At 68.8% G+C, this 26,770-nt stretch carries 26 protein-coding genes and 2 tRNA genes; 11 read left to right on the forward strand and 17 right to left on the reverse strand.

Annotation, left to right across the window (positions count from 1 at the left end):
• Nucleotides 1–101 precede the first annotated feature (101 nt).
• From AOK17_RS15560 to AOK17_RS15570, 3 genes are all read right to left on the reverse strand, one after another.
• Nucleotides 102–971, reverse strand: coding sequence for a J domain-containing protein (locus tag AOK17_RS15560; protein WP_055613056.1), 870 nt, complete (start codon nt 969–971; stop codon nt 102–104).
• Nucleotides 972–1,443: 472 nt separating this feature from the next.
• A complete protein-coding gene (locus tag AOK17_RS15565; RefSeq protein ID WP_055613057.1) occupies nt 1,444–2,877 on the reverse strand; it encodes a DUF2252 domain-containing protein in 1,434 nt (477 codons plus the stop codon).
• A 181-nt stretch (nt 2,878–3,058) separates the two neighbouring features.
• On the reverse strand, nt 3,059–3,430 hold the full coding sequence (locus AOK17_RS15570) for a winged helix-turn-helix transcriptional regulator (protein ID WP_055613058.1): 372 nt from the start codon (nt 3,428–3,430) through the stop codon (nt 3,059–3,061).
• A gap of 97 nt (nt 3,431–3,527) precedes the next feature.
• Here AOK17_RS15570 and AOK17_RS15575 point away from each other — a divergent pair, with 97 nt between their 5' ends.
• Entirely contained in the window at nt 3,528–4,187 is a 660-nt protein-coding gene (locus AOK17_RS15575) for an FMN-dependent NADH-azoreductase (protein WP_055613059.1), read from the forward strand.
• A 184-nt stretch (nt 4,188–4,371) separates the two neighbouring features.
• On the opposite strand, the gene AOK17_RS15580 is transcribed toward AOK17_RS15575, so the two are convergent.
• Together AOK17_RS15580 and AOK17_RS15585 are read right to left on the reverse strand one after the other, a co-directional pair.
• Nucleotides 4,372–5,046, reverse strand: a complete 675-nt coding sequence (locus AOK17_RS15580; protein WP_206190766.1) for a Rossmann-fold NAD(P)-binding domain-containing protein — start codon at nt 5,044–5,046, stop codon at nt 4,372–4,374.
• A 410-nt stretch (nt 5,047–5,456) separates the two neighbouring features.
• Nucleotides 5,457–5,543, reverse strand: a tRNA-Leu gene (locus AOK17_RS15585).
• A 513-nt stretch (nt 5,544–6,056) separates the two neighbouring features.
• Here AOK17_RS15585 and AOK17_RS15590 point away from each other — a divergent pair.
• The 6 genes from AOK17_RS15590 to pknB all read left to right on the forward strand — a co-directional run bounded on the left by AOK17_RS15590 (nt 6,057) and on the right by pknB (nt 14,218).
• Nucleotides 6,057–6,899: an FHA domain-containing protein gene (locus AOK17_RS15590; protein ID WP_055613060.1), complete on the forward strand. Its 843-nt coding sequence runs from the start codon at nt 6,057–6,059 to the stop codon at nt 6,897–6,899.
• Nucleotides 6,900–6,909: 10 nt separating this feature from the next.
• Nucleotides 6,910–7,434: an FHA domain-containing protein FhaB/FipA gene (locus AOK17_RS15595; RefSeq protein WP_055613061.1), complete on the forward strand. Its 525-nt coding sequence runs from the start codon at nt 6,910–6,912 to the stop codon at nt 7,432–7,434.
• Between the two features lie 98 nt (nt 7,435–7,532).
• A complete protein-coding gene (locus tag AOK17_RS15600) occupies nt 7,533–9,107 on the forward strand; it encodes a Stp1/IreP family PP2C-type Ser/Thr phosphatase (RefSeq protein ID WP_055613062.1) in 1,575 nt (524 codons plus the stop codon).
• A 26-nt stretch (nt 9,108–9,133) separates the two neighbouring features.
• Nucleotides 9,134–10,573 carry an FtsW/RodA/SpoVE family cell cycle protein gene (locus AOK17_RS15605; protein WP_055613063.1) on the forward strand — a complete coding sequence of 480 codons (1,440 nt, stop codon included), beginning with the start codon at nt 9,134–9,136 and terminating at the stop codon, nt 10,571–10,573.
• A complete protein-coding gene (locus AOK17_RS15610; RefSeq protein ID WP_055613064.1) occupies nt 10,570–12,060 on the forward strand; it encodes a peptidoglycan D,D-transpeptidase FtsI family protein in 1,491 nt (496 codons plus the stop codon). The genes AOK17_RS15605 and AOK17_RS15610 overlap by 4 nt, the downstream gene beginning before the upstream one ends.
• 169 nt (nt 12,061–12,229) lie before the next feature.
• Nucleotides 12,230–14,218, forward strand: a complete 1,989-nt coding sequence (gene pknB / locus AOK17_RS15615) for a Stk1 family PASTA domain-containing Ser/Thr kinase (RefSeq protein WP_055613065.1) — start codon at nt 12,230–12,232, stop codon at nt 14,216–14,218.
• Nucleotides 14,219–14,397: 179 nt separating this feature from the next.
• On the opposite strand, the gene AOK17_RS15620 is transcribed toward pknB, so the two are convergent.
• The 6 genes from AOK17_RS15620 to AOK17_RS15640 all read right to left on the reverse strand — a co-directional run bounded on the left by AOK17_RS15620 (nt 14,398) and on the right by AOK17_RS15640 (nt 19,318).
• On the reverse strand, nt 14,398–15,138 hold the full coding sequence (locus AOK17_RS15620; RefSeq protein ID WP_055613066.1) for a class E sortase: 741 nt from the start codon (nt 15,136–15,138) through the stop codon (nt 14,398–14,400).
• A gap of 119 nt (nt 15,139–15,257) precedes the next feature.
• Complete coding sequence (locus AOK17_RS47740; protein WP_245697174.1) at nt 15,258–16,520, reverse strand: class E sortase; 1,263 nt, start codon at nt 16,518–16,520, stop codon at nt 15,258–15,260.
• 386 nt (nt 16,521–16,906) lie between these two features.
• Complete coding sequence (locus AOK17_RS15630) at nt 16,907–17,545, reverse strand: aminodeoxychorismate/anthranilate synthase component II (RefSeq protein WP_055613068.1); 639 nt, start codon at nt 17,543–17,545, stop codon at nt 16,907–16,909.
• Nucleotides 17,542–17,703: a hypothetical protein gene (locus tag AOK17_RS50025; RefSeq protein ID WP_107102406.1), complete on the reverse strand. Its 162-nt coding sequence runs from the start codon at nt 17,701–17,703 to the stop codon at nt 17,542–17,544. The genes AOK17_RS15630 and AOK17_RS50025 overlap by 4 nt, the downstream gene beginning before the upstream one ends.
• A gap of 52 nt (nt 17,704–17,755) precedes the next feature.
• Nucleotides 17,756–18,475 (reverse strand): class E sortase, encoded by a 720-nt coding sequence (locus tag AOK17_RS15635; protein ID WP_055613077.1) that lies wholly within the window; start codon nt 18,473–18,475, stop codon nt 17,756–17,758.
• Between the two features lie 63 nt (nt 18,476–18,538).
• Nucleotides 18,539–19,318: a DUF881 domain-containing protein gene (locus AOK17_RS15640; protein WP_079053042.1), complete on the reverse strand. Its 780-nt coding sequence runs from the start codon at nt 19,316–19,318 to the stop codon at nt 18,539–18,541.
• A 142-nt stretch (nt 19,319–19,460) separates the two neighbouring features.
• Here AOK17_RS15640 and crgA point away from each other — a divergent pair, with 142 nt between their 5' ends.
• Nucleotides 19,461–19,715, forward strand: coding sequence for a cell division protein CrgA (gene crgA / locus AOK17_RS15645; protein ID WP_055613069.1), 255 nt, complete (start codon nt 19,461–19,463; stop codon nt 19,713–19,715).
• 348 nt (nt 19,716–20,063) lie between these two features.
• Here the strand turns inward: crgA and AOK17_RS15650 are convergent, their stop codons facing one another.
• Both AOK17_RS15650 and AOK17_RS15655 read right to left on the reverse strand, forming a co-directional pair.
• The gene (locus AOK17_RS15650) at nt 20,064–20,960 is read right to left on the reverse strand and encodes a rhomboid family intramembrane serine protease (protein WP_055613070.1); all 897 of its coding nucleotides are present in this window, start codon (nt 20,958–20,960) and stop codon (nt 20,064–20,066) included.
• A gap of 144 nt (nt 20,961–21,104) precedes the next feature.
• Nucleotides 21,105–21,632 carry a peptidylprolyl isomerase gene (locus AOK17_RS15655; protein ID WP_055613079.1) on the reverse strand — a complete coding sequence of 176 codons (528 nt, stop codon included), beginning with the start codon at nt 21,630–21,632 and terminating at the stop codon, nt 21,105–21,107.
• Nucleotides 21,633–21,970: 338 nt separating this feature from the next.
• On the opposite strand from AOK17_RS15655, the gene AOK17_RS15660 reads away from it, so the two are divergent.
• Nucleotides 21,971–22,690, forward strand: a complete 720-nt coding sequence (locus AOK17_RS15660; protein ID WP_055613080.1) for a DUF5324 family protein — start codon at nt 21,971–21,973, stop codon at nt 22,688–22,690.
• A 174-nt stretch (nt 22,691–22,864) separates the two neighbouring features.
• Here AOK17_RS15660 and AOK17_RS15665 read toward each other — a convergent pair whose 3' ends face one another.
• The 4 genes from AOK17_RS15665 to AOK17_RS15675 form a co-directional block, all read right to left on the reverse strand.
• Nucleotides 22,865–23,839, reverse strand: a complete 975-nt coding sequence (locus AOK17_RS15665; protein ID WP_063997227.1) for a hypothetical protein — start codon at nt 23,837–23,839, stop codon at nt 22,865–22,867.
• Complete coding sequence (locus tag AOK17_RS53765; RefSeq protein ID WP_063997228.1) at nt 23,823–24,254, reverse strand: sigma factor-like helix-turn-helix DNA-binding protein; 432 nt, start codon at nt 24,252–24,254, stop codon at nt 23,823–23,825. The genes AOK17_RS15665 and AOK17_RS53765 overlap by 17 nt, the downstream gene beginning before the upstream one ends.
• A 226-nt stretch (nt 24,255–24,480) precedes the next feature.
• Nucleotides 24,481–24,639, reverse strand: a complete 159-nt coding sequence (locus AOK17_RS51285; RefSeq protein WP_169801929.1) for a hypothetical protein — start codon at nt 24,637–24,639, stop codon at nt 24,481–24,483.
• A 652-nt stretch (nt 24,640–25,291) separates the two neighbouring features.
• A tRNA-Ala gene (locus tag AOK17_RS15675) sits at nt 25,292–25,364 on the reverse strand.
• A 182-nt stretch (nt 25,365–25,546) separates the two neighbouring features.
• Here AOK17_RS15675 and AOK17_RS15680 point away from each other — a divergent pair.
• Both AOK17_RS15680 and AOK17_RS15685 read left to right on the forward strand, forming a co-directional pair.
• A complete protein-coding gene (locus tag AOK17_RS15680) occupies nt 25,547–26,098 on the forward strand; it encodes a helix-turn-helix domain-containing protein (protein WP_055613072.1) in 552 nt (183 codons plus the stop codon).
• A 130-nt stretch (nt 26,099–26,228) separates the two neighbouring features.
• The coding region (locus tag AOK17_RS15685; protein ID WP_157881336.1) for a serine/threonine-protein kinase at nt 26,229–26,770 on the forward strand (542 nt) is incomplete at its 3' end.

Genomic DNA, 26,770 nt, shown 5'->3' on the forward strand with positions numbered 1-26,770 from the left:
CCATTCCGCAGCTCGGCCCGGTGCACACGGACGGACGCCACTGGTCCCGGAGCCAACGTCACCCCACTGCTCCCAGGGCCGACGTCACCCGAAGCCTGCCCTCAGGCCCCGCTGCCGAGCAGGCCCGCCAGCTCGGCCTCCCGCTCGCTGACCTGCGCCAGCAGCTGCTCGGCGATCTCCTCCAGCAGCCGGTCGGGGTCGTCCGGCGCGATCTTGAGCATCGCGCCGATCGCGCTCTCCTCCAGGTCGCGGGCGACAAGGGCGAGCAGTTCCTTGCGCTGGGCGAGCCATTCGAGACGGACGTAGAGCTCCTCGCTGCGGCTCGGGCGCCACTCCTCGGAGACGGGACCGGCGGCCCACTCCTCGGACAGCTCCCGGAGCAGGGGCTCGTCCCCACGGCCGTACGCCGCGTTGACCCGGGAGATGAACTCGTCGCGCCGCGCGCGCTCCGTGTCGTCCTGCGCCAGGTCGGGGTGCGCCTTGCGGACCAGCTCGCGGTAGAGCTTGCGCGCCTCGTCGCTCGGCCGGACCCGCTGCGGTGGCCGCACCGGCTGATCGGTCAGCATGGCCGAGGCCTCCGGGGACAGCCCGTCCGAGTCGAGCCAGTCGTGGAACAACTCCTCTATCCCCGGCATCGGCATGACGCGGGCCCGTGCCTCCTTCGCCTTGCGCACGTCCTCCGGGTCACCGGTGCTCGCGGCCCGCGCCTCGGCGATCTGCGCGTCCAGCTCGTCGAGCCGCGAGTACATCGGCCCGAGCTTCTGGTGGTGCAGCCTGGAGAAGTTCTCCACCTCGACCCGGAACGTCTCCACCGCGATCTCGAACTCGATCAACGCCTGCTCGGCCGCCCGAACGGCCCGCTCCAACCGCGCCTCGGGCCGCTCCTGCCCCTCACCTCCGGCGTCACCCGCGATCGCGTCACCGGCCGCCGAGCCGCCTGCCGTCCCATCGCCCGCGGTCGAGCCACCCATCGACCCTGCACCCGCGGTCGAGCCACCTACCGGCTCGTCGCCCACCGCTGGGGCGTCCGCCGTCCCGTCACCAGCCGTGGAGCCGTCCGCAGACTCGTCGCCTCCGGCCCCACCACCTCCGACCGCGTCCGACAACGGCGGCACGTCGGCGCCCGACCCGGCAGACGCCTCAACCGACGGCTCAGCACCCGGCTCGGCGCCCGACTCAGCAGATGCCTCAGCGGCTGCCTCAACAGATGCCTCAGTGGACGGCTCGACAGACGGCTCATCGGGCTTCTCGGTGTCCGACTCGGCAGACGGCACCTTCTCGGCGCGCGGCTCACCGGAGCCCGGTTCCGCGAGGGGCTCGGACGGGGGCTGATCAGCTTCCGGGGTCGTCACCCGCCCAGCCTAGGCCACGGCTCAGCCACCTATTCGAACTGCCTGGCCAGGGGCCTTCCCCGGACGCCTTCCCCGGGCTTTCGCCGCCCCGTCAGACCCCCAGCTCTCCCTCGATCCGCCCCGCCCGCACGGCAGCCACCAGCTCCGCGTGGTCGGCCTCGGTCCGGTCCGCGTAGGCGACCGAGAAGGTGGCGACGGCCTCGTCCAGCTCCTCGCTCTTGCCGCAGTACCCGGCGATGAGCCGTGGATCGGCGCTGTGCGAGTGCGCCCGGGCCAGCAGGGCCCCTGTCATCCGGGCGTAGTCGTCTATCTGGTCCGCGGCCAGCGCCGCGGGATCGACGCTGCCCTTGCGGTTGCGGAACTGCCGCACCTGGAAGGGGCGCCCCTCGACCGACGTCCAGCCGAGGAGGATGTCGCTGACGACCTGCATCCGCTTCTGGCCGAGGACGACCCGGCGGCCCTCGTGCTCGACCTCGGGCACCGCGAGGCCGGCCGTCGCCAGATGCGGCACCAGGACGGACGTACGGGCCTCCTTCACCTGGAGGACAAGGGCCTCACCGCGGTGGTCGAGGAGCAGCACCACGTACGAGCGGGTGCCCACGCTGCCCGTGCCGACCACGCGGAACGCCACGTCGTGCACCTCGTACCGCGCGAGGAGCGGGAGACGGTCCTCGGAGAGCGTGGCCAGATACTCCTCCAGCGACCGCGCGACCGCGGAGGCCTCTTCGTCCGGCACGCGCCGCAGCACCGGCGAGGCGTCGACGAAGCGGCGCCCGCCGCCCTCCACGACCTCCGTCGACTTGGCCGCGAACCGCCCACTGGTGTTGCCACGGGCCTTCTCCGAGACCCGCTCCAGCGTGCCGAGCAGATCGTGGGCGTCGGTGTGCGAGACCAACTCCTCGTCCGCGATGGCGTTCCACGCGTCCAGGACCGGGAGCTTGGCGAGCAGCCGCATGGTGCGCCGGTACGAACCGGTCGCGAAGTACGCCGCCTTGCGGCAGGTGTCCTCGTCCGCCCCCGCCTCCCGGGCGGCGAGCACGAGCGAGGTCGTGAGCCTCTTGAGGTCCCACTCCCACGGCCCGTGGACGGTTTCGTCGAAGTCGTTGAGGTCTATGACGAGACCGCCGCGCGCGTCCCCGTACAGACCGAAGTTCGCCGCGTGCGCGTCGCCGCAGATCTGGGCGCCGATGCCGGTCAGCGGCGTACGCGCCAGGTCGTAGGCCATGAGTCCGGCCGAACCGCGCAGGAAGGCGAAGGGGGTGGCCGCCATCCGGCCGACCCGTATCGGCGTGAGCCCGGGGATCCGGCCGTGATTGGACGCGTCGACCGCGGTCACCGCGTCCGGGCGGTCGCCGTTCGTGTCGATGGAGGAGTGCGCACTGCGCGGGACGCTGCCTCGCAGCGCCTTGCCCTCTTCCTTGGGCGAGCCCTGCTCCTTCGCCGACCCCTCTCCGGACAGCCGCGCGAACCCGCGCACCGCCGGAACCCTTGCCGCCCCGGCCACCACACCACCGGTCTCGCTCACCCGAACCGCCTCCCCCGCGCACGAACATCAGTCACGAGCATCAGCCACGAACATCAATTTCGAGACGACCGTACCGCCGGGCGGCGATCCGCGTGAGCCCCTGTGGACAACTCCGCACCTGTGGAAAACACACCAGCTCAGCGCCGACGACAACCAACAGGACGACGGCCGGCAGGCGGTGCTAGCGCCGGAACTGCTCCTGGCAGCGTCCGTCCTCCGCCAGATACGTCTTCGCCCACGCGCCCAGCTCCCCCAGCGCGGGCTCCAACGCCGCTCCCGCCTCCGTCAGCCGGTAGGAGACCCGCAGCGGCGGCCCGTCGTCGACCTCGCGCACCACCAGCCCGACCGTCGCCAGCTCGGTGAGCCGGTCGGAGAGCATGCGCTCGCTGATGCCGGGGATGGCACGGCGCAGGTCGGCGAAGTGCACGGGGGCGGGCAGGAGCACGGCCACGATCGGGCCCGTCCAGCGCTTTCCGAGCACCTGGAAGACCTGGGTGATGCCGTTGTCCACCCGCCTGCACGACGCAGCGTCGTGGTTTTCCTGGACCGCCATGCCCTTCAGGGTACTGGTCTCCCGTGAGGGGGTGAAAAAAAGTAAGTAGCTGTGTTATTCATAGTTACGAACAGAAACGAAGCCCCCTGGAGAACTCATGGCCACCCTGTTGCACCTGGACTCGTCCGTCTTCCCCGGTCCCGCCTCGGCGTCCCGCGCCGTCACGGACGCCTTCCGCAAGAGCTGGGAGGAGCAGCACCCGGAGGGCACGGTGATCTACCGCGACCTCTCCGTGAATCCCGTGCCGCACATCACCGCCGACGCCCACAGCGCCGGCTTCGCCGATCCGTCCGAGCACACCCCGGAGCAGGCCGCCGCCTTCGCCGCGCGCGTGAAGTTCATCGAGGAGCTGGAGCAGGCGGACGCCGTACTGATCGGCGCGCCCATGTACAACTTCTCGATCCCGTCGACCCTCAAGGCGTGGCTGGACAACGTGATCCTCGTCGGCCGTACCGCGGGCGAGACCCCGTCCGCCAAGGGCACCCCGGTCACCGTCGTGGCCAGCCGTGGCGGCTCCTACGCGCCGGGCACTCCGCGCGAGGGCTACGAGTACGTGCAGAACTATCTGGAGGCCATCCTCAAGGACATGCTCGGCCTGGACCTCGAATTCATCGTCCCGGAGCTCACGATGGCCCCGCACGTCCCGGCGATGTCCGAGCTGGTCCCGCTCTTCGAGGCCTCCCGCGCCAAGGCCCTGCGGGAGGCGGCCGACAAGGCCAGGACCCTCGCCGAACAGCTCACGGCCAAGGCGGCCTGACACTTCACCGCGTGAGCACGCACCCCGGTCGTACGGCGCCCAAGGCGCCCGAAGGCGGCGCCGCACGACCGTTTTTCACCCTCTACGGAGAGGGCACTTTCACTGATGGGCATCCCTAGGAGACCCATTTCCCCCTGGGGACCCCACCGCGGCCCCAGAAACCCCATCACGACGGAAGTCGCCCCTACGAGGCCGCTGCCGCCGCCCGGTTGATCCCGTCCGTCTCCAGCACCCGCTCGGCCGCCCCGTCCCGGGCAACCGCGATCATCGCCAGGCCCACCTGCTCGGTCGTGGTGATCCGCCGGGGCGCCAGCTTCCGCAGGACGGGCAGCAGGGGCCCGGTCAACGCGTACATCGCCCGGTACACCCGGGTCTTCGACCGGATTCCGTGCAGCGGCTGGATGAGCCCCGGCCGGAACATGTACGCCTCCACACCGTCCAGGGCGAGCAGCGCGTTCTCCGTCTCCCCCTTGACCCGCGCCCACATCACCCGCCCCTTTGCGGAGCCGTCGGTCCCCTGCCCGGACACGTAACAGAAGGTCAGCCCCGGATTCCAGCGGCCCAGCGAACGCGCCACCTCAAGCGTGAGGTCGTACGTGACCTTCCGGTACGCGTCCTCCTTCATGCCCGCCGACGAAACCCCGAGGCAGAAGAAGCAGGCGTCGTACCCGGAGAGCTCGCTCTCGAGCCCGCCGAGATCCATGAGATCGGCCCGCACGACCTCACTCAGCTTCGGATGCGAGACCCCGACAGCCGACCGCCCGACCACCAGCACACTCTCCACACCCGCGTCCCGCAGACACTCCCGCAGAACCCCTTGCCCGACCATCCCGGTCGCCCCAAAGAGGATCACCTTCACAGAGCCCACTCCCACCACTCGGCCGGACCGGCACCCTAGGCCCTGCCCGCACGAGCCGCACGTCGCAGGGCCGAGGGGCCCAGCCGATGACATGAAGCCCGGGGAAGAAGCCGAAGAAGGCCAGCGTCACCACCAGCCCTCCCGACGAACGCCGCGACCCCGGCGCACCCCGTTGACGTACAGATGCGCACACGCCTTGCCATAACGAGGCAGCGTCAGAGGAGAGCTGTTCCGCATCGGGTCGATCCTGCGCCCACACAAACCAGGCCCCCGACCGTGAGATACCTCACCGCCAGGGGCCTGCCCAGTCACGTCGTCGGCCGGAGCGGACGAGGTGTTCGTGCATGTGCCGGGGAACGAAGAACGGGCCCCCACCGGAACTTTCGTTCTGGTGGAGACCCGGTCTCCTGTGGTGCGCGAGGGGGGAGTTGAACCCCCACGCCCTTGCGGGCACTGGAACCTGAATCCAGCGCGTCTGCCTATTCCGCCACCCGCGCATTGGGTGTGTCGTCCGTCTCTCACCGAGTGGGTGAGCGCCTGCCGACATGCAGAAGATTAGCACGGTGGATGGGGTGGATTCACATCCGTTTCCGAGGGCCGGCGGTGGGGCGGCGGACCTCCGCGTCGGCCCCCCATCAGCCTCGCTTCACGCCTGCGTCACCTGCGGGACCGCCTCGGACGGCACCCCGGATCCCTCCGTCCCCACCCTCCACGTATCAACGAGAACCGGTTCACGTATCAACCTCGTACCGGTCCAGGCCATCTCCCCAGGAGGGGGCCAGGGTCCACAGTCGGGTGCGGGACACTGTGGGGACGCCACCTCTACGATCCTTCTCATACGGAGTGCCCGGGGGGAGTTCGAAGAGGGGCTTCCCAGGGAACTTCGGGAGGGGACTTCAGTGGGCGTCGACTTCTGTCGACCGGGCCGACAGGGGGAACCAGCCGATTTCCCGGCGCGTGGATACGATCAGTAAGCAGTACCAGGGCAACGACGAAGGAGGAGGTGCCCCATGGGAGTCCTGAAGAAGTTCGAGCAACGTCTCGAAGGTCTGGTCAACGGCACCTTCGCCAAGGTGTTCAAGTCCGAGGTCCAGCCCGTGGAGATCGCGGGAGCGCTCCAGCGCGAGTGCGACAACAACGCCACGATCTGGAACCGCGACCGGACCGTCGTCCCGAACGACTTCATCGTGGAGCTGAGCACGCCCGACTTCGAGCGGCTCAGCCCCTACTCCGGCCAGCTCGGTGACGAGCTCGCCGGAATGGTTCGCGACTACGCCAAGCAGCAGCGATACACCTTCATGGGCACCATCAAGGTGCATCTGGAGAAGGCGGACGACCTGGACACGGGCCTGTACCGGGTCCGCAGCCGTACGCTCGCCTCCTCCGCCAACCAGCAGGCCACTCCCGAGCGCGCACCCGCGGGCCCGCCCCCGGCGGCCCGCGGGCAGGCAGGCGGCTACGGCTACCCGCCCGCGGCGGCTCCTCCCATGCCTGCCGCGCCGCCCCCCGGCGGCCGTCCGGGCGCCGCACCCGCGGGCCAGCGGCCCGCCGCGGCCCCGCAGCCGGGTGGACGTACGCGGCACTGGATCGAGATCAACGGCACCCGCCATCAGATCTCCCGCCCGACGCTGGTGCTGGGCCGCAGCACCGAAGCCGACGTGCGGATCGACGACCCCGGCGTCTCGCGCCGGCACTGTGAGATCCGGACCGGAACGCCCTCGACTGTCCAGGATCTCGGGTCCACCAACGGCATCGTGGTGGACGGGCAGCACACCACCCGCGCTACGCTCCGCGACGGCTCGCGGATCGTCGTGGGCAGCACCACCATCATTTACCGGCAAGCCGAAGGGTGAAGCGGGGGCAATGTCAGAGCTGACCCTCACGGTCATGCGGCTGGGTTTCCTGGCCGTACTGTGGCTGTTCGTGATCGTGGCCGTGCAGGTCATCCGCAGCGACCTGTTCGGAACGCGCGTCACACAGCGCGGCTCGCGCAGGGACGCCAACCGACCGCAGCAGGCCGCGCGCCAAGCCGCGCCGCCGCAGCAGCGCCAGCAGGCGGCACCACCGAGCGGCGGCGGGCGTCAGCGCCGCGGCGCCCCCACCAAGCTGGTCGTCTCCGAGGGCATCCTCACGGGCACGACGGTCGCCCTGCAGGGGCAGACCATCACCCTGGGGCGTGCACACGACAGCACCATCGTGCTGGACGACGACTACGCGTCCAGCAGGCATGCCAGGATCTACCCGGACCGTGACGGCCAGTGGATCGTCGAAGACCTCGGGTCCACCAACGGCACGTATCTCGACCGGAACCGACTGACGACTCCCACGCCGATCCCGCTGGGCGCGCCGATCCGCATCGGCAAGACCGTCATCGAGCTGCGGAAGTAGTGCTACGTCATGAATGAGCGCGAGCGGAGCGAGCGGGCAGCGGCGGTCCACACGACGGACCCCGGCGCGCTCCCGACCGGAGGGTGGGCACCGTGCGGATGTACCCGGAGCCGACGGGCGAGGTGCGCATGAGTCTGTCACTGCGCTTCGCCGCCGGATCGCACAAAGGCATGATCCGCGAGGGCAACGAGGACTCGGGTTACGCCGGTCCGCGGCTGCTCGCGATCGCGGACGGAATGGGCGGCCAGGCCGCCGGCGAGGTGGCCTCCTCCGAGGTCATCTCCACCATCGTCGCGCTCGACGACGACGTGCCGGGCTCCGACATCCTCACCTCGCTCGGGACGGCCGTTCAGCGCGCCAACGACCAGCTCAGGATGATGGTCGAGGAGGACCCCCAGCTCGAAGGCATGGGGACCACCCTCACCGCGCTCCTGTGGACCGGGCAGCGGCTCGGCCTCGTACACGTCGGTGACTCCCGCGCGTATCTGCTGCGGGACGGCGTGCTGACGCAGATCACGCAGGACCACACGTGGGTGCAGCGCCTCGTCGACGAGGGCCGCATCACGGAGGAAGAGGCCACCACCCACCCGCAGCGCTCCCTGCTGATGCGCGCGCTGGGCAGTGGCGACCACGTCGAGCCGGACCTCTCCATCCGTGAGGTCCGCGCCGGCGACCGGTACCTGATCTGCTCCGACGGGCTGTCCGGGGTCGTCTCCCATCAGACGATGGAGGACACCCTCGCCAGCTACCAGGGCCCGCAGGAGACCGTGCAGCAGCTGATCGAGCTGGCGCTGCGCGGCGGCGGCCCCGACAACATCACGGTCATCGTGGCCGACGTCCTCGACATCGACGGCGGAGACACCCTCGCGGGGCAGCTCTCCGACACCCCCGTCGTCGTGGGCGCGGTCGCCGAGAACCAGCACCAGCTGCACGACAACGGCGCCATGCAGACGCCCGCCGGCCGCGCCTCCAGCCTCGGCCGGCAGGTGCCCGGGCAGGGCGGCGGCGGAGAGTTCGGCCCGCCCGGCAGCGGCGACACCACCGGCTACGTACCCGCCGGCGGTTTCGGCGGCTACTCGGACGACGACTTCGTCAAGCCGCGCTCCGGGCGGAAGTGGCTGAAGAGATCTCTCTACATCGCGCTCGCGCTCGGCGTCATCGGCGGCGGACTGTACGGCGGCTACCGCTGGACGCAGACGCAGTACTACGTCGGCTCCAACGACGAGCACGTCGCGCTGTACCAGGGGATCAGCCAGGACCTGGCCTGGGTCTCGCTCTCGAAGGTGGAGAAGGATCACCCCGAGATCGAACTCAAGTACCTGCCGCCGTACCAGCAGAAGCAGGTCAAGGCCACGATCGCCGAGGGCGGTCTGACCGACGCCCGCTCGAAGATCGAGGAGCTGGCCACCCAGGCGTCCGCGTGCAAGAAGGACGCCGAGCGCCGCGAGGCGGACAGCAAGGAGAACGCGAAGACCGGTGAGGGCGAGGCCGGCGGTGTCACGGGAACCACAAGGACCTCAGCCGCGTCCAAGGCGACACCTACGCCGACCCCGTCGGGGTCCGGTACAACATCGCCCGACCCGTCCAAGTCCACGACCGCACCCACTCCCACACCCGGCCCCAGCCTCTCCGACGAAGAGCAGAAGCTGGTCTCGCTGTGCGGTAAGCAGTAAGCAGCCGTGAGGGGCCCTGTCACACGATGAGCAGTTCTTCCAACCCGTCGACGCACCACACGTCCACGATCGGCTCGATCGGAGCACCGAGCCGACGTAACACCGAGCTCGCGCTGCTGGTGTTCGCCGTGGTCATCGCGGTGTTCGCCTACGCCAACGTCGGTCTGGCCATGAACGACTCGGTGCCGCCCGGGCTGCTGAGTTACGGCCTCGGCCTCGGCCTGCTCGCGGGCGTCGGCCATCTCGTCGTCCGGAAGTTCGCGCCCTACGCGGACCCGCTGCTGCTGCCGCTGGCCACGCTGCTCAACGGCATCGGCCTGGCGGTCGTGTGGCGCCTGGACCAGTCGCAGCGGCTGCAGCAGAGCCCCAACTTCTTCGAGGCGGCCCCCCGCCAGCTGCTGAACTCCGCGCTGGGCGTCGCCCTGTTCGTGGTCGTGCTGATCTTCCTCAAGGACCACCGCGTCCTGCAGCGGTACACCTACATCTCCATGGTCGCCGCGGTGATCCTGCTGCTCCTCCCGCTGGTCCCGGGCCTCGGCGTGAACGTCTTCGGCGCGAGGATCTGGATCAAGATTCCCGGCCTCGGCACCATCCAGCCCGGTGAGTTCGCGAAAATCGCCCTGGCGGTCTTCTTCGCCGGCTATCTGATGGTGAAACGCGACGCCCTGGCCCTGGCCAGCCGCCGCTTCATGGGGCTCTACCTGCCGCGCGGGCGGGACCTCGGCCCGATCGTCGTCATCTGGGCGCTCTCCATCCTGATCCTGATCTTCGAGACCGACCTGGGTACCTCGCTGCTGTTCTTCGGCATGTTCGTGATCATGCTGTACGTCGCCACCGAGCGGACCAGCTGGATCGTGTTCGGTCTGCTGATGTCCGCGGCCGGCGCCGTCGGTGTCGCCTCCTTCGAGTCGCACGTCCAGCAGCGCGTCCAGGCCTGGCTCGACCCGATGCGCGAGTACACGCTGAGCCAGGAAGGCGTCCTGGGCCACACCGAGCAGTCGATGCAGGCCCTGTGGGCCTTCGGCTCCGGTGGCACCCTCGGCACCGGGCTCGGCCAGGGCAACTCCGACCTCATCGGCTTCGCCGCCAACTCCGACTTCATCCTCGCCACCTTCGGCGAGGAGCTGGGCCTGGCCGGCGTGATGGCGATCCTGCTGATGTACGGCCTGATCGTGGAGCGCGGTGTCCGTACGGCGCTCGCGGCCCGTGACCCGTTCGGCAAGCTCCTCGCCGTCGGCCTGTCCGGCGCCTTCGCCCTGCAGGTCTTCGTCGTCGCCGGCGGCGTCATGGGCCTGATCCCGCTGACCGGTATGACGATGCCCTTCCTGGCGTACGGCGGTTCCTCCGTCATCGCCAACTGGGCCCTCATCGGCATTCTGATCAGGATCAGCGACACCGCCCGCCGCCCCGCGCCGGCCCCCGCGCCCAACCCCGACGCCGAGATGACCCAGGTGGTCCGACCGTGAACAAGCCCCTGCGCCGGATCGCGATCTTCTGTGGACTCCTCGTCCTCGCGCTGCTCATCCGCGACAACTGGATCCAGTACGTCCAGGCCGACTCGCTGAAGAAGGACACGAAGAACCGCCGCGTGGCCATAGCGCGTTATGCCACGCCGCGCGGCGACATCATCGTCGACGGCGAGCCGATCACCGGGTCCACGAAGACCAGCGGCGACGACTTCAACGACTTCGAGTACAAGCGCACGTACAAGGACGGCGCGATGTGGGCCCCCGTGACGGGCTACGCCTCGCAGGCCTTCGGCGCCACGCAGCTGGAGAGCATCGAGGACGGCATCCTCACCGGCAACGACGACCGGCTCTTCTTCCGCCGCACCCTCGACATGATCACCGGCAAGAAGCAGGAGGGCGGCAATGTCGTCACCACGCTCAACGCCGCCGCGCAGAAGGCCGCGTACAGCGGTCTGCTGAAGCAGGGCAAGGGTGCCGTCGCCGCGATCGACCCCGAGACCGGCGCGATCCTGGCGCTGGCCTCCACTCCCTCGTACGACCCCTCGTCGTTCGCGGGGAACTCCACCAAGGTCGACGGCAACGCCTGGACCAAGCTTCAGAAGAAGAACAATCCCGACGACCCGATGCAGAACCGGGCGCTGCGCGAGATCTACCCGCCCGGCTCCACCTTCAAGGTGGTCACCGCGGCCGCGGCGCTGGAGAAGGGGATTTACAACAGCGCCGATGAGAAGACCGACTCGCCGCTGCCGTACACCCTGCCGGACAGCACCACCGAGCTGAAGAACGAGGGGAACATCCCCTGCAAGGACGCGACGCTGCGCGAGGCGCTGCGAGTCTCCTGCAACACCGTCTTCGGCAAGCTGGGCGTCGACGTCGGCAAGGAGGACATGTTGGAGACGGCCAAGAAGTTCGGCTTCAACGAGGAGCAGTTCGTGCCGATCCGCTCCAGCGCCTCCAACTTCCCCGAGAAGATGGACAGGCCGCAGACCGCGCTCAGCTCGATCGGCCAGTTCGAGACGGCCACGACGCCGCTGCAGATGGCCATGGTGGCCTCGGCCATCGCCAACGACGGCACGCTCATGAAGCCGTACATGGTCGACAAGCTCCAGGCGCCGGGCCTCGACGTCATCGAGCAGACCGAGCCCTCCAAGATGAGCGAGCCGCTGTCCGAGAAGAACGCCCAGATCCTTCAGTCGATGATGGAGACGGTCGTCAAGGAGGGCACCGGCACCAAGGGCCAGATCAACGAGAACGGCGTCACCGTCGGCGGCAAGACCGGTACCGCCCAGCGTGGTGTCGACAACAGCGAGAACCCGTACGCCTGGTTCATCTCGTACGCGAAGCTCGACGACGGCAGCTCCCCGGTCGCCGTCGCCGTGGTCGTCGAGGACGAGAGCGCCAACCGTGACGACATCTCCGGCGGCGGCCTCGCGGCACCGATTGCGAAGGACGTGATGAAGGCAGTCATCGACAGCAAGAAGTGACCCCGCTCACGTCCCCTTCACATCGGTGCACGTTGCGATACCGGTCCTGTATCGGGTGACGGTTGTGGCCAGGTCAGTCAAGGCGAGCCGGGTACGGTATGCCCGGACAGCACACCGCCGGACCACACGTGGTGTGGTCAGGACCGTCGGAGAGGGCTGGTAGGTAGCTATGGAAGAGCCGCGTCGCCTCGGCGGCCGGTACGAGCTGGGCCACGTGCTCGGCCGTGGTGGCATGGCGGAGGTACATCTCGCCCATGACACCCGGCTCGGCCGCACGGTGGCGGTGAAGACGCTGCGAGCGGACCTCGCGCGCGATCCGTCGTTCCAGGCCCGGTTCCGCCGGGAGGCCCAGTCGGCCGCCTCGCTCAACCATCCCGCGATCGTCGCCGTGTACGACACGGGTGAGGACTACATCGAGGGCATCTCCATCCCGTACATCGTGATGGAGTACGTCGACGGGTCCACGCTGAGAGAGCTGCTGCACTCCGGGCGCAAGCTGCTGCCCGAGCGCGCAATGGAGATGACCATCGGCATCCTCCAGGCGCTCGAGTACTCGCACCGCAACGGAATCGTCCACCGCGACATCAAGCCGGCGAACGTCATGCTGACGCGCAACGGCCAGGTCAAGGTCATGGACTTCGGTATCGCCCGCGCCATGGGCGACTCCGGCATGACGATGACGCAGACCGCGGCGGTCATAGGAACCGCGCAGTATCTGTCGCCGGAGCAGGCGAAGGGCGAGCAGGTCGACGCCCGCTCCGACCTGTACTCCGCGGGCTGTCTGCTGTACGAGCTCCTGACGGTCCGCCCCCCGTTCATCGGGGACTCCCCGGTCGCGGTCGCGTACCAGCACGTGCGCGAGGAGCCGCAGGCGCCCAGCGTCTTCGACCCCGAGATCACGCCCGAGATGGACGCCATCGTCCTGAAGGCGCTCACCAAGGACCCGGACTACCGCTACCAGTCCGCCGACGAGATGCGCGTGGACATCGAGGCCTGCCTCGACGGCCAGCCCGTCGCGGCGACGGCGGCCATGGGTTCCGTGGGTTACGGCGGCTACCCGGACGACCGGCCCACCACCGCTCTGCGCTCCACCGACGCGCAGGCCACGTCGATGCTGCCCCCGATGAACCCGGACGACGGCGGCTTCGGCTACGACGACCGTGCCGGGCGCCGACGCCAGCAGAAGAAGAACAACACCTCGACGATCCTGCTGGTCGTCGCGGGTCTGCTCGTACTGGTCGGCGCGATCCTCATCGGCAAGTGGGCGTTCACCGGGCAGGGCGGGTCGGGCGACGACGCGTTCCCGGCGCCGAACTTCGTGAACCGGACCCAGTCCGAGGCCGAGAAGATGGCGACCAACCGCGAGCTGGAACTGAAGATCGACCCCAAGGCCTGCGAGAACACCCCGAAGGGCAGCGTCTGCGCCCAGAACCCGAAGGCGGATACCCAGGTCAAGAAGGGCGACACGATCACGTTGACCGTGTCGACGGGGGCGCCGAAGGTCGCGGTCCCGAACGTCATCGACGACCCGGTCGACGAGGCCACGGACAAGCTCGAGGACGACAAGTACGGCTTCACGGTCAAGACGGAGTCCAAGGAGTCCAGCGAAGAGCCCGGCACGGTCCTCGAACAGGACCCGACGGCGGGTGACGAGGTGGAGAAGGGCTCCACGATCACCCTCACCGTCGCCAAGGAGAAGGAACAGTCCACTGTTCCGGACGTCAGCGGCCTGAGCTGTGACGACGCCAAGGCGCGGATGGAGCAGAACGACCTCAAGGGCAACTGCACCGATGTGGAGACCGACGACGACAACCTCGTCGGCAAGGTCGTGGCCACATCACCCACGGCCAACTCCTCGGCCGACCCGGGCTCCACGGTGAACATCCAGATCGGCAAGGCGGCGGAGGACGAGGAGTTCGCCATGCCGAAGGTGACCCAGATGACCCTCGCCCAGGCCAAGCAGGTTCTCGCGCAGAACCAGCTCCAGCTCGGCAACGTCCAGGGGTCGCAGGACGACAACGCCATCGTCCTCGCCAGCAACCCGCAGGAGGGCCAGCAGGTGAAGGCCGGCGACAGGGTCAACCTCGGAACGATCGACGCCGGACAGCAGAACAACGGCGGCAACGGCAACGGCGGCCTCATCGGAGGCGGCGGCTGAGCAGCCCTCCGAAGAGGACTGACCCGGGCGACCGGACGCTGACCGCTGGTCGACGTCAATGGGGGCCTGTACTGCTCGGTCGAGCAGTACAGGCCCCCATTTGCATGGCCTCTGCGAGGTCCGGTGTGCGGGATCGCGCCCGTAAGCGGCGCGGGGCTGTAGCGATGTGCGGTTCCCGCTCAGCGCAGTTCCGGCGGCGGGGTCCGCTCGTCGTTCACCTTCTCCACGCGGTCCAGCTCGCCCCACACGACGTACCGGTAGCGGGACGTGTAGACGGGCGTGCAGGTCGTGAGCGTGATGTAGCGGCCGGCCTTCTTCGTGCCCGATTCCTTGGGGACGGGCGCGAGGACCTTGACGTTGAACTTCGACGTCTCGGGAAGGGTCGCGTAGACCTTGTAGACGTACCAGTCGTCCTTGGTCTCGAAGACGATCGCGTCGCCCTTCTTGAGCTTGTCGATGTTGTGGAACTTGGCGCCGTGGCCGTCGCGGTGGGCGGCCAGCGAGAAGTTGCCCTTCTTGTCCTGCGGGAGGGCGGACTTGACGGGGTCGGTGTAGTAGCCGGCGATGCCGTTGTTGAGGGACTTCGTGGAGGTGCCCTTCTTGACCAGCACCTCGCCGTTCTTCATCGCCGGGACGTGCAGGAAGCCGATGCCGTCCTTGGTGTCCAGACCGACCGGGCCGCGGTCCTCCGCCCAGTGGTCGCGCACCTTGTCGCCCTGCTTGTCGGCCTCGCGGTCCGCGACGACGTTCGTCCACCACAACGAGTAGGCGACGAACAGGCCGAGGATCAGGCCCGCCGTGATGAGGAGTTCACCGAAGACGCTGACGGCCGCCGCGATCCGGCCGCCGCCACGGCGCCGCGGCGCGGGCGAGGACGCCCGGGCGTCCGTGTGCTCTTCGTGGTCGGTCGTCGCTGCCACTGCGTTGCCCCGTCTGGTCTCTCAGGAATCTTGGAATGTCGTGAAGCTCGGGATGAAGCTTGGGACGTTGTGAAGCTCGGGATGTCGTGAAGCGTGGTGTCGCCGACCGCCCAGTTGCGTCAGTCGACGAGAGCGTCCGGTTTGCCCTTGTCGCGTGATCGTTCCTCGACCATCGTGCCCCAGACGATCATCCGGTACTTGCTGGTGAATTCCGGGGTGCAGGTGGTGAGAGTGATGTAGCGGCCCGCCTTGGTGAAGCCCGCGCCCTTGGGGATCGCGTCCAGGACGGCCGTGTTGCTCGGCGACGTCACCGGCAGGATCGACGCCATCTTGTACACGAAGTACTTGTCCTGCGTCTCCACGACGATCGGGTCGCCCGGCTTCAGGCGGTTGATGTAGCGGAACGGTTCGCCATGGGTGTTGCGATGCCCGGCCAGACCGAAGTTGCCCGTCTTGGCGTCCGGCATCGCCGTCTTCACGCCCTCCTCGGCGTAGTGGCCGACCATGCCGCGGTCCAGCACCCGCTTCTTGTCGGTGCCCTCGGCTATCGGCACGACCACGTCGAGCTTCGGGATGTGCAGGAGGGCGAACCCCTGGCCCGGCTCGAACACCCCCGGGTTCCCCTTGCCCTTGGCCCAGTCGTCCTGGAGGCTGCTCGCCTCGTTGCCCGCCTGCGCGTGCGCCCGGACGTTCGTCCACCACAGCTGGTACGTCACGAACAGCAGCATCAGCACGCCGGTGGTGATGAACACCTCGCCGATCGCCCGGCTGGCCATCACCGCCGCGCCAGGCTTCCGCGCCCGCGCCGCACGCCGCGCCTCCATGCGGGAGAGGGGCGCGCCGGACGCCGCCCGGCTCTCCTGGGCCTCCTCCTGCCCCTCCTGTGCCCCACCGGCCCCACCATGCCGCCCGTGGCGCCTGGAAGCCTTGCGACGGGCCGCACGGCCGCCACCGGGGACTCCAGCGCCGCCTGCGGCCCCCGTGGGCGGTACGACGCGCCCAGCGGGCCCGGCGGCAGTCGTCGGGTTCCCCGGTATGGACTCGACGACATCAGCTATGCGCAGCCCGACCGTCTCGTCGTCGGCGAGAGGCGGCTGATCGTACGAAGCGGAGTACGCCGGAGCCTGGGAACTCGCCGGGCTCATCGGACCGGAAGCGCTCAGCGGGCCGGCAGAGCCCAGGGGGCCCGTCGAGCTCAGGGGGTTCGTCGGACTCAGCGGGTCCGGCTGGGCGTACGTCCCGTCGTACGACGTCTGCGGCGCCCCTCCATAGGACGGTCGCTGCTCCTCCCCGTACGGGCGCTGCGGCTCGTACGGCCTCTGGGGCTCGTACGGCTGCTGCTGCGGCGGCTGCGGCTGCGGCTGCGGCTGCGGCTGCGGCACCGCATACGACGACGGCTGCCCAGGCTCGGCGTACCCGTGCGCGGGGTCCTCGTACGCGCGGCGTACCGGCTCCGCGGGCGAAGAGGCGGTCTGCCCGACGCTCCAGTCCCGCGGATACCCCTGAGGGTCGTACCACTCCTGCTGCTCGGGCGCCGCGGGCGGCCGCTGTCCCGGCAGAGGGTCGCTGAGCGGGTCGGCGAGCCCGTCGACGGCGGCCCGCATCGCACCGTTCGGCCGGGCATCGACATTCGGTGCCCCGAAATCGCGGGCCGGCTCGAAGGCCGCCGCCCCCTCGAAGGCGCCCGGCGCCTCGAACGCCTCAGCGCCCCCGTACAAGGCGTCCTCGCCGTACGGGGCGGCACTGTCGCGCTCGGGGCGCAGGGCGGTCACGCCGTGGCCCTGCCCACCACCGGGGCGAGCCCGACCGATCTGGCGACGGCTCCCTGGTCTCCGCACTCCACCAGCCAGTTGGCCAGCATGCGGTGACCGTGCTCGGTCAGCACCGACTCGGGGTGGAACTGCACACCCTCGACCAGGAGTTCACGGTGCCTGAGCCCCATGATGATCCCGTCGTGCGTACGGGCCGTGACCTCCAGCTCGACGGGGACGGTCTTCGGCTCGGCGGCCAGCGAGTGGTAGCGGGTGGCGGTGAAGGGCGACGGAAGCCCCGCGAACACCCCCGTGCCCTCGTGCTCGACGAGCGAGGTCTTGCCGTGCAGCAGCTCGGGCGCGCGGTCGACGACCCCGCCGTACGCCACCTGCATCGACTGCATTCCGAGGCAGACCCCGAAGACGGGGATGCCGGTCTCGGCGCAGTGCCGGACCATGTCGACGCAGACACCGGCCTCTTCGGGCGTGCCGGGGCCGGGCGACAGCAGTACGCCGTCGAAGCCGTCCTGTGCGTGCAGCGCCGACACCTCGTCGTTGCGCAGGACCTCGCACTGGGCGCCCAGCTGGTACAGGTACTGGACCAGGTTGAAGACGAAGCTGTCGTAGTTGTCGACGACGAGAATCCGCGCGCTCACTGGTTGTCCACCGTCACATCGTTGAAGGGCAGCAGCGGTTCGGCCCACGGGAAGACGTACTGGAAGAGCACGTAGACCGCCGCGAGGACCAGCACGAGGGAGATCAGTGCCTTGATCCACGTGTTCCCCGGCAGATGCCGCCAGATAAAGCCGTACATGCCGTCCCTTCCGTCGCGCCACGGCACCAGACTCACGCCGTACCGGACCAGACTAACGGCGTAGGGCCTCCGGTTTCCCAGCCTCTACAGGCTGGGTCGAGTCAAGATGTGCCCAGACGATCAGCCGGTGACTGTGGCCCCATTCCGGCTCGCAGGTCGTCAGCGTCAGATAGCGACCCGCACGCGTGTACCCCGACTTCTTCGGTACGGGGTCAATGACCGCTATGTCACTGGGCAATGTTTTGTAGGGCTTTGTGTCGATGCGGTACGTGAACCAGGTCGTCCCGTCGGTCAGCACCACCGAGTCACCCGGCCGCAGCCTGGGGAAATCCTTGAACGGGTCCCCGTACGTGCGCCGGTGGCCGGCGACGGCGAAGTTCCCCGGCTGTCCGAGCTGTGCGGTGCTCACGTAGTGGCCGAGACCCTTCTTGAGGGTGCTCGTCCTTGTGCCTTCGAGCACGGGCTTGTTCCACGTGAAACCAAGCCGCGGGATGTACATCACAGCGAAGGGCTTGCCGTTCTTGTACGGGGCGGGTTCGTCGGGGCTCGTCCCGGAGCCCGTGCCGGGAGCGCCCGTCCCCGTGGACCTCGGCTCCTTGGGCCCGGCCGCCACGGAGCCCTTCGACCACTGCTCCTGGAGCTGCGCGATCTGCTCGTCCATCGCGGTGTCGGCCTTCACACCCGTCCAGAACAGCACGTACACCACGAAGAGCACGATCACGGTGCCGACGGTGATGCACAGCTCGCTGAACGTCCTGACGACCACTCGCACCGACACAAGTCCCCCAGCGGCAGCGGCTCCACTACTCCATGGGCTCTTACCCCACGGGCTGCTCTACTCCACAGGCTTCGCGTAGTGGAGATCCACTGTGCCCGAGTAGCCGGGCAGAGTCACGGTCCCGTCCTCGTCGACTTTCCAGCCGAGTCCGTAGACGTTGACGTACACCATGTAGTTCTGGATCGCCTTGGACGCCGAGAGGGCCTTCTGGAGCTTCTCCGGGTCACCGACCGCCTGGATCTTGTACGGGGGCGAGTAGACGCGGCCCTGGAGGATCAGGGTGTTGCCCACACAGCGGACGGCGGAGGTGGAGATCAGCCGCTGGTCCATGACCTTGATGCCCTTGGCGCCGCCCTGCCACAGGGCGTTCACCACGGCCTGGAGGTCCTGCTGGTGGATGACCAGGTAGTCGGGCTGCGGCTCGGGGTAGCCGGGGAGCTTGGCGGTGGCGTTCGGGGGCGCGTCGTTGAGGGTGACCGTGAGGGCCTCGCCCTTGAGCTTCTGGGTGCCCGCGTTCTTCTCCAGGGCGGCGAGCTTGGCCTCCTCCGCCTTCGTACTGCCGTTGTCGCGCTCGGCGAGCGACTCGACGTCCTCACGCAGCGATCCGTTGCTCTCGTCGAGCTGCCCGTTCTTGTGGCTGCGCTCATGAATCAGGTCGGAGAGCTTCAGCAGCGAGGCGTCCGTACGGATATTGGTGCCCTTGGCCGTGTTGAAGCTGGTGAAGAAGATCAGCCCGGCCAGGGCGAACACGGCCACGGTCAGCACCCGTACCGGCCGGAAACGCCGGATTGTGCCAGGGCTGGAACCCGGCTGGGGGGAGTCGGCAGAATTGCTCAACGTACCCTTATCTCCTTCGGCGCCGCGGAAGCACTACGCTAACGGACGCCCGGGGGAGCGCTAAGAGTCCCCTTGTACGCTGCCCCGGAGCCAGCCCACGTTCCCTGCGCGGCCACGCAGCGCATCGACAGGAGAGACCCTCGTGCCGAAGTCACGTATCCGCAAGAAGGCCGACTACACGCCGCCCCCGGCGAAGCAGGCGACCAACATCAAGCTGAACAGTCGTGCCTGGGTCGCCCCGGTCATGCTGGCCATGTTCCTCATCGGCCTCGCCTGGATCGTCGTGTTCTACGTGACGGACGGTTCGCTGCCGATCGACGCGTTGGGCAACTGGAACATCGTGGTGGGCTTCGGCTTCATCGCGGCGGGATTCGGCGTTTCCACGCAGTGGAAGTAACGCGGCCATAAGGTGTCGGGAGCCTGTACCGGGGCTCCTCCACGCCTGTGTCCGCAAGCCGTGGCCCAAGTTGTCCACTGAGTTATCCACAAGGGTTTCCACAGTGTGGATAGGTCTGAAGATCTGTGGATAACCCATCCGGTGTTGACGCCGGTGTGACTGACCTACCGGTATCCGCAAGTGCGTTCGCCCCCTGTCCCGCCTGGGGAAACCCAGGTCAGGGACAGGGGGCACACTTGTTCCTGCACAGCATGCACAAGATCCGCCACGGTCTGTGGACAACGTGGGCTCGCGCGGGGTTCTCAGGCGGGTCGGACTTGACTTTCGGAGGGGCCGAGAGGGCTCGGCTCAGGTGAGCTGGCCGGTCCTCACCAGTGTCATGACCACAACCGCGAGCAGCACCAGCGCGCACACGCCGTACTGGATCAGGGACCGGCGCTCGCGAGGCGCGTGCACCATGGCGTAACCGATCACCACACCGCCGACGAGGCCACCGATGTGGGCCTCCCAGGCGATGTTGCTCCACCCGAAGGTGAAGATCAGGTTGATCACCAGCAGGGCGATCACCGGGCGCATGTCGTAGTTGAGCCGCCGCATGAGGACGGCGGTCGCACCGAACAGGCCGAAGATCGCGCCGGAGGCGCCGAGCGACGGCTGGTTCGGCTCGGCGATCAGATACGTGAGCGCGCTGCCGGCGAGGCCGGACACCGCGTACAGGGCGATATAGCGGGCGCGGCCGAGAGCCTGCTCCAGAGGGCCGCCGATCCACCACAGGCTGAGCATGTTGAAGGCGATGTGGATATAGCTGCCGTGCAGGAACATCGCCGTGACCATCCGGTACCACTGCCCCTCCGCGACGCCCTCGACGCTTCCGAGGATCGGCACGAAGGCCCGGCCGATGAGGTCGAAGCTGTCGGTGAAGCGGTCACCCACGGAGAGTTGGACCAGGAAGACGGCGAGATTGAGCCCGACGAGGATCTTGGTGATCAGCCGGGGGTCCGCGGCGACCGTGCCGCCCGCGAGAGTGCGGGGCTGGGCGGCGTTGGGGGCGTGGCCCGTGCCGGAGCCGTTCCGCACGCATTCCGGGCACTGGAAGCCGACCGAGGCGCTGATCATGCACTCGGGGCAGATGGGGCGCTCGCAGCGCGTACAGCGGACGCCGGTCTCCCGGTCCGGATGCCGGTAACAGGTGGGCAGGCTCGCGGCACCCTGTGGTTCCTGCGGGCTGCCTGGCGCCTGGTCCATCGGGATCCCCTCATCCTCTGTACGCATTTGGTACGCAACGCACCGCCCCGCTCATCCTTACGGATGGGCGGGGCGTTTGGTTCCCTGCGGGAGACCCTCTCTCGGTTTCGTCCGAGGGGCCTCGATCCCTGCGGGTGCCTCGGTTCAGCGGGTCTCGATGACGACCGACTCGATGACCACGTCGCTGACCGGGCGGTCGGTGCGCGGGTTGGTCTGCGCGGAGGCGATGGCGTCCACGACCTTCTGGCTCGCCCCGTCGCTCACCTCACCGAAGATGGTGTGCTTGCGGGTCAGCCAGGCCGTCGGGGAGACGGTGATGAAGAACTGGGAGCCGTTGGTGCCCGGGCCGGCGTTCGCCATGGCCAGCAGGTACGGCTTGTCGAAGCCGAGGTCGGGGTGGAACTCGTCCTCGAACTCGTAGCCGGGGCCGCCGGTGCCGTTGCCCAGCGGGTCACCGCCCTGGATCATGAATCCGCTGATCACCCGGTGGAAGACCGTGCCGTCGTAGAGCTTGTCCTTGGACTTGGCACCCGTGGCCGGGTTGGTCCACTCACGCTCGCCCTTGGCGAGCTCCACGAAGTTCCGGACCGTCTTGGGCGCGTGGTTCGGCAGGAGCCGCACTTCGATGTCGCCGTGATTGGTCTTCAGGGTGGCGTAAAGCTGCTCAGCCACGATCTGCCTTCCGTTGTCCTTTGTGACTCCCCGATCCTCGCACGGACCGCGCCCCTCGTCCTCCGTCACCGCCGCTCCGGACCGCTTCAACCGCTTCGCACCAAAGCGGGGCACAGTCCGGGGATCCGTGACATTGTCGTGGCAAGCTCCCGTTGCACCGTATTGATCAGTTATTGCCCCGAGTACGCCCGGAGTCGGCTCTCATGACCCGGATGCCCGCCCTCGCATGCCCCGGAGCTCTCCGGCAGGCATGATCCGGATAAGGGTGGAAAGGTGAACTGTGACTTGCTGGGGGATGGCCCCAAGCCCCCATGTACGCCACCGAGGAGGAGGATCCCGTGACCCGCAAGGACAGCGTGCGCGCAGCGGCCGAGTCGGCAAAGGACAGCGTGCGGCACGCCGCGGAAGTGGTGGCGCCCTACGCCGACACGACCAGGGACCGCGCCACGCAGTACGCGCACGAAGCACGCGTCAAGCTCGCGCCGAAGGTGTCGGCCGCAGCTCTCCAGGCCGCTGAACAGGCACGTACGCAGTACGACGCCCATCTCGCCCCGCGTCTTGAGCAGGCACGTACGCATGTGCCGCCGAAGGTCGACCAGGCCGCCCACGAAGCAGCTGTCCGCACCCGCAAGGCCGCGCGACAGGCGGCGGACTACTCCCGGCCGAGGATCGAGCAGGCCAGGGTCGCGGCCGGCCCCGTTCGCGAGGAGGCCACGTCCCGCAGTGTGGCGGCGCTGGCGGCGCTGCGCGGTCAGGTCTCGGCCAAGCAGGTCGAGAAGCTGGTCCGTAAGCAGGAGCGGCGGGCCAGGGTCGGCCGCCTCGCCAAGGGCCTCGCCGTGCTGGGCATCCTGGCCGGTGGCGCCTTCGCCGCCTGGAAGTGGTGGGACAAGCAGGCCAACCCCGACTGGCTGGTCGAACCGCCCGCCGCCACGGAGGTCCCGGAGGGCGGCCACCTGACCTCGGTCGACGGCAGCGCTCAGGACGAGCTCGACCCCGAGGTCCAGGCCAAGCAGGCCGAGGCCGAAGCGGAGGCTGCGGAACAGAAGGACCGCGGCTGACACGGCGGCAGGACATCACCTCGCCGCAGGACATCGCATCGCGGGGGCAGGAGGCGCTGCACCTCCTGCCCCTGCGATGTTTCACGTGGAACCAGCCGCGCTCCCGTTTCACGTGAAACCGGCCTTGCGTGAAACCGGCCTTGCGTGGAGCGGGGCCTTTTGCGGAGCCGGGCTCTATGTGGAGCCGGTCGCGGTGCGGCGCGGGCGCCTGCGTTCCGGCAGGGGCTTGCGCTTGCGTGCGCGGCGGGGGGCTTCCGCCGAACCGCCGACCACCGGTGCGGTCGGAGCCGAAGAGGCGGGGGCCGTGGCCGTGAGGGCCGTGAGAGCCCTGATGCGGTCGGGGAAGTCGGGGTCGGGGAGGGGAAGGTCCAGGTCGTCGTCCACGAAGGCGACGGCCACGGGCACGTAGTGCAGGACGGCGTTGACCGGTTCGGGCACGGGCGAGTCGTCCGGCTTGAGCGCGCGGAGGATGCGCAGCGTGGTGGTGATCTCGACCTCGGGTCCGGCCTCCGCGTCGGCCACGACATCGGTCTGGGTGTGCTGGGTGTGCCACCAGTCGGCTGCTCCGTGCTCGCCCAGGGCCCGGTGGTGCAGATAGAGGCAGTAGCTGGCGGCGGGATCGCCGGCCCCGGCGGCGTACTGCCACCAGAAACGGGCGGACTCCTCGCGCTCGGAGAGCTGCAGCATGCATCCCAGCACGCGGGCCCCGGACGGTTCGGGCAGTGCCCGGGCGAGAAAGATCCGGAGATCGGCGAGGGCTCCGGTATGGGTGATCACGGTCTCGCAGAGGGTCTGGAGATCATCGGCGGCGGAGCTCTCGTCCACCGATCCCTCGCGGGCCTGTCCACTGCATGGGGAGTTTTCGTCGGTCGGGGTCTCCTCGGCTGACTCCCTCTCGCCCGGGTTCCTGTCGAGGGCGCCCTCGACGACCGCGTCTGCGTCCGCCTGGTCTGCGTCGGCCGGGTCCGCGTCTGCCGACCCGCAGGCGTTGCGGGTATGGGGCATGGGGCAGCGGGGTTCCTCGGGTGTGTCCCGCCGAACCGCCGCCCGGGCGGCCAGACGGGCGAGGGCCGCGTCGATGTCGGCCCCGGTGTAGGGCTCGCGGCGCAGCCTGGCGCGGGCGAGCAGCTCGTCAATGTGCGATGTCATCGGCATGCCCTTCCTCGCTCTCGCCCTCGCTCCGCGCGAAGCCATCGCATTCGCCCTCGCCCTCTCCCCGTGCGGCACCCTCGTGCCGTGTGACCTCAAGTCGCCGCTTGACCCCGTACGCGTGCTCCAGCCGTCGCCTGGCGTGGCGGACGGTGGAACGTACGCCGGCCGGGGTGATCCCGAGCGCGGCTGCCACCTCCTCCACGGTGAAGCCCTGGCCGAACTGCAGGAGCATGACGTCCATCTGACGCGGCGGCAGCTGTCCGATCGCCTCATAGAGGCTGAGGCTCTCCTCGAACTGGCCTATGGGGTCCACCGCCTGACTGAGCGCCACCGTCTCGAAGGCGGCCTCGCCTATGAGAGCGGGACGGCGGTCCCGGGCCCTGGAGAAGTCGATGGTGGTGTGCCTGAGCACGCGCCAGGCGTACGCGGTCGGGTCTCCTTGGTCAGGACAGCGGACCAGGCCCTCAGTAACTTCTCGAAGGCCGCGTCGACGGCCTCCTCGGCATCGGCCCTGCTGCCCAGCCGGATCTCCGCCCAGTGGACGTAGATCGGCCGGTACATCCGGTGGAATGCCTCGAAATCCAGCGGCAGTTTCCTCATCGGTCTGGCGCCGGTCGCGGTTCGGGGAAGTTCCTGGCTCACGTCTGTCCCCCCGTACCGCGCTCGCGCCGCATCTCGCTGATGCCGGCCCGAACTCCGGCCGCGGCCACACGGCGCAGCAGACCGAGCACGTCACGGCCGAACACCCGCAGGGCGAGCACCGCCAGGATCACATCGTCGGCAACGTCCAGATTCACGTGCGGTTTTGCCTCTCCTTACAGAAGGCGAGGCCTCGTGGCGTTTCTGGCGGCCTCGGAAGGGCGCCTGTTTTACGCCCTCCGTTCACGATGACGTTTGCAACGGGCCAGGTGTGCAACACCCGCACAGACTTTCTTAACGGAGCGCAGCGTTCTGATTACGCTTTTTCGTTCACAGCAGCTCACGCAAGCCTTCACGAGTTCTGCGCGCCACCGTCACGCCACGTCGGCCACCTGCACGGCGACCGCGGCACCCCCGAACCGGGCATCTCTTTGCGCAAACAATCGCAAACATCGCCGGGCTCATCCTGTGACGCACGTCACCGCACACGCCCCCTGTGGCACTCCGGCGCCCGAAGGAACAGAGCCGGGCGATCTTGACGAGGCCACGTCACTACAGGACAGACGGGCAATTCCCAGCCGCCTCAGACCCGTTGATGAGCCCGTCCCGGCGTGGAACCGACCCTGAAGACGGGAGGCCGAATGGCTCGACGGGCGAAGGCAAGCGGCGCCAATGCCGCCGCCGCGGGACGGCCGGGACACCCCAGGAATCCCCCGGGACACGGATCCACACCTCTCCGCCCGCGCACTCCATGGCACAAGAAAACCCCCTCTGACCTGCGATTAAGCAGATCGGAGGGGGTTCATGGTGTGGAGCCTAGGGGAGTCGAACCCCTGACATCTGCCATGCAAAGACAGCGCTCTACCAACTGAGCTAAGGCCCCGGAAGGGAGGCATCCGCCAGAAGGATCCCCTTCTGAGCAGCGCCGCAGACCAGAGTACCGGGTCACCCCGGGTATCCCGCAAAAAGATTGGGGGTCCCCGCGAACGACCACTCTCCGTAAGATGCTCGACGTGGTTCGCTACAGCGAACCACGGTACTTGGGGAAGCGATGGGGAGACGCGAATGGACGCCGCACAGCAGGAAGCAACCGCAAGAGCCCGGGAGCTGCAGCGGAACTGGTACGGAGAGCCGCTGGGGGCGCTCTTCCGTAGGCTCATAGATGACCTGGGGCTCAATCAGGCCCGCCTCGCCGGAGTGCTCGGCCTGTCGGCGCCCATGCTGTCGCAGCTGATGAGCGGCCAGCGCGCCAAGATCGGGAACCCTGCCGTGGTCCAGCGCGTACAACTGCTGCAGGACCTCGCGGGGCAGGTGGCGGACGGCAGTGTGAGCGCTGCCGAGGCCACCGAGCGCATGGACGAGATCAAGAAGTCGCAAGGGGGCTCGGTGCTCAGCAACACCACGCAGTCGACGACCAGTTCGGGGGGTGCACCCACGGTCAAGCGTGTGGTGCGCGAGATCCAGTCACTGCTGCGTTCGGTCGCTGCCGCGGGGGACATCATCGAGGCGGCCGACACTCTCGCCCCGACCCACCCGGAACTGGCAGAGTTCCTCCGGGTGTACGGAGCCGGCCGCACCTCGGACGCGGTCGCCCACTACCAGTCCCACCAGAGCTGAGCACATCGCCCGGCCGCCGAACACCCGGTAGCCGCAGTCCCGTTGGGCCTGCCGGTCACCGGAGGCCAGGCAGCCGGGCACCTCGGAAAGGCAGCCGTACCGACCGCCGAAGGGGGAGCGACGCACGACCATGGGTGAGGTCTTCGCCGGCCGGTACGAACTGGTCGACCCGATCGGACGCGGGGGAGTCGGTGCGGTCTGGCGCGCCTGGGACCACCGGCGGCGCCGGTATGTGGCCGCCAAGGTGCTCCAGCAGAGCGACGCGCACTCGCTGCTGCGCTTCGTGCGGGAGCAGGCACTGCGGATCGACCACCCCCATGTGCTCGCGCCCGCCAGCTGGGCCGCCGATGACGACAAGGTCCTGTTCACCATGGACCTCGTCGGTGGCGGCTCGCTGGTCCACCTGATCGGGGACTACGGTCCTCTGCCGCCGGCGTTCGTCTGCACCCTGCTCGACCAGCTGCTGGCAGGGCTCGCCGCGGTGCACGCGGAGGGGGTCGTGCATCGTGACATCAAGCCCGCCAACATCCTCCTGGAGGCGACCGGAACAGGCCGTCCGCGGCTGCGGCTGTCCGACTTCGGCATCTCGATGCGGCTGGGAGAGCCCCGCCTGACGGAGACCAACTACGTGGTGGGGACGCCCGGTTACTTCGCCCCCGAGCAGCTGCTCGG

The organism is Streptomyces phaeochromogenes, from assembly GCF_001418655.1.
GTDB lineage: Bacteria > Actinomycetota > Actinomycetes > Streptomycetales > Streptomycetaceae > Streptomyces > Streptomyces phaeochromogenes.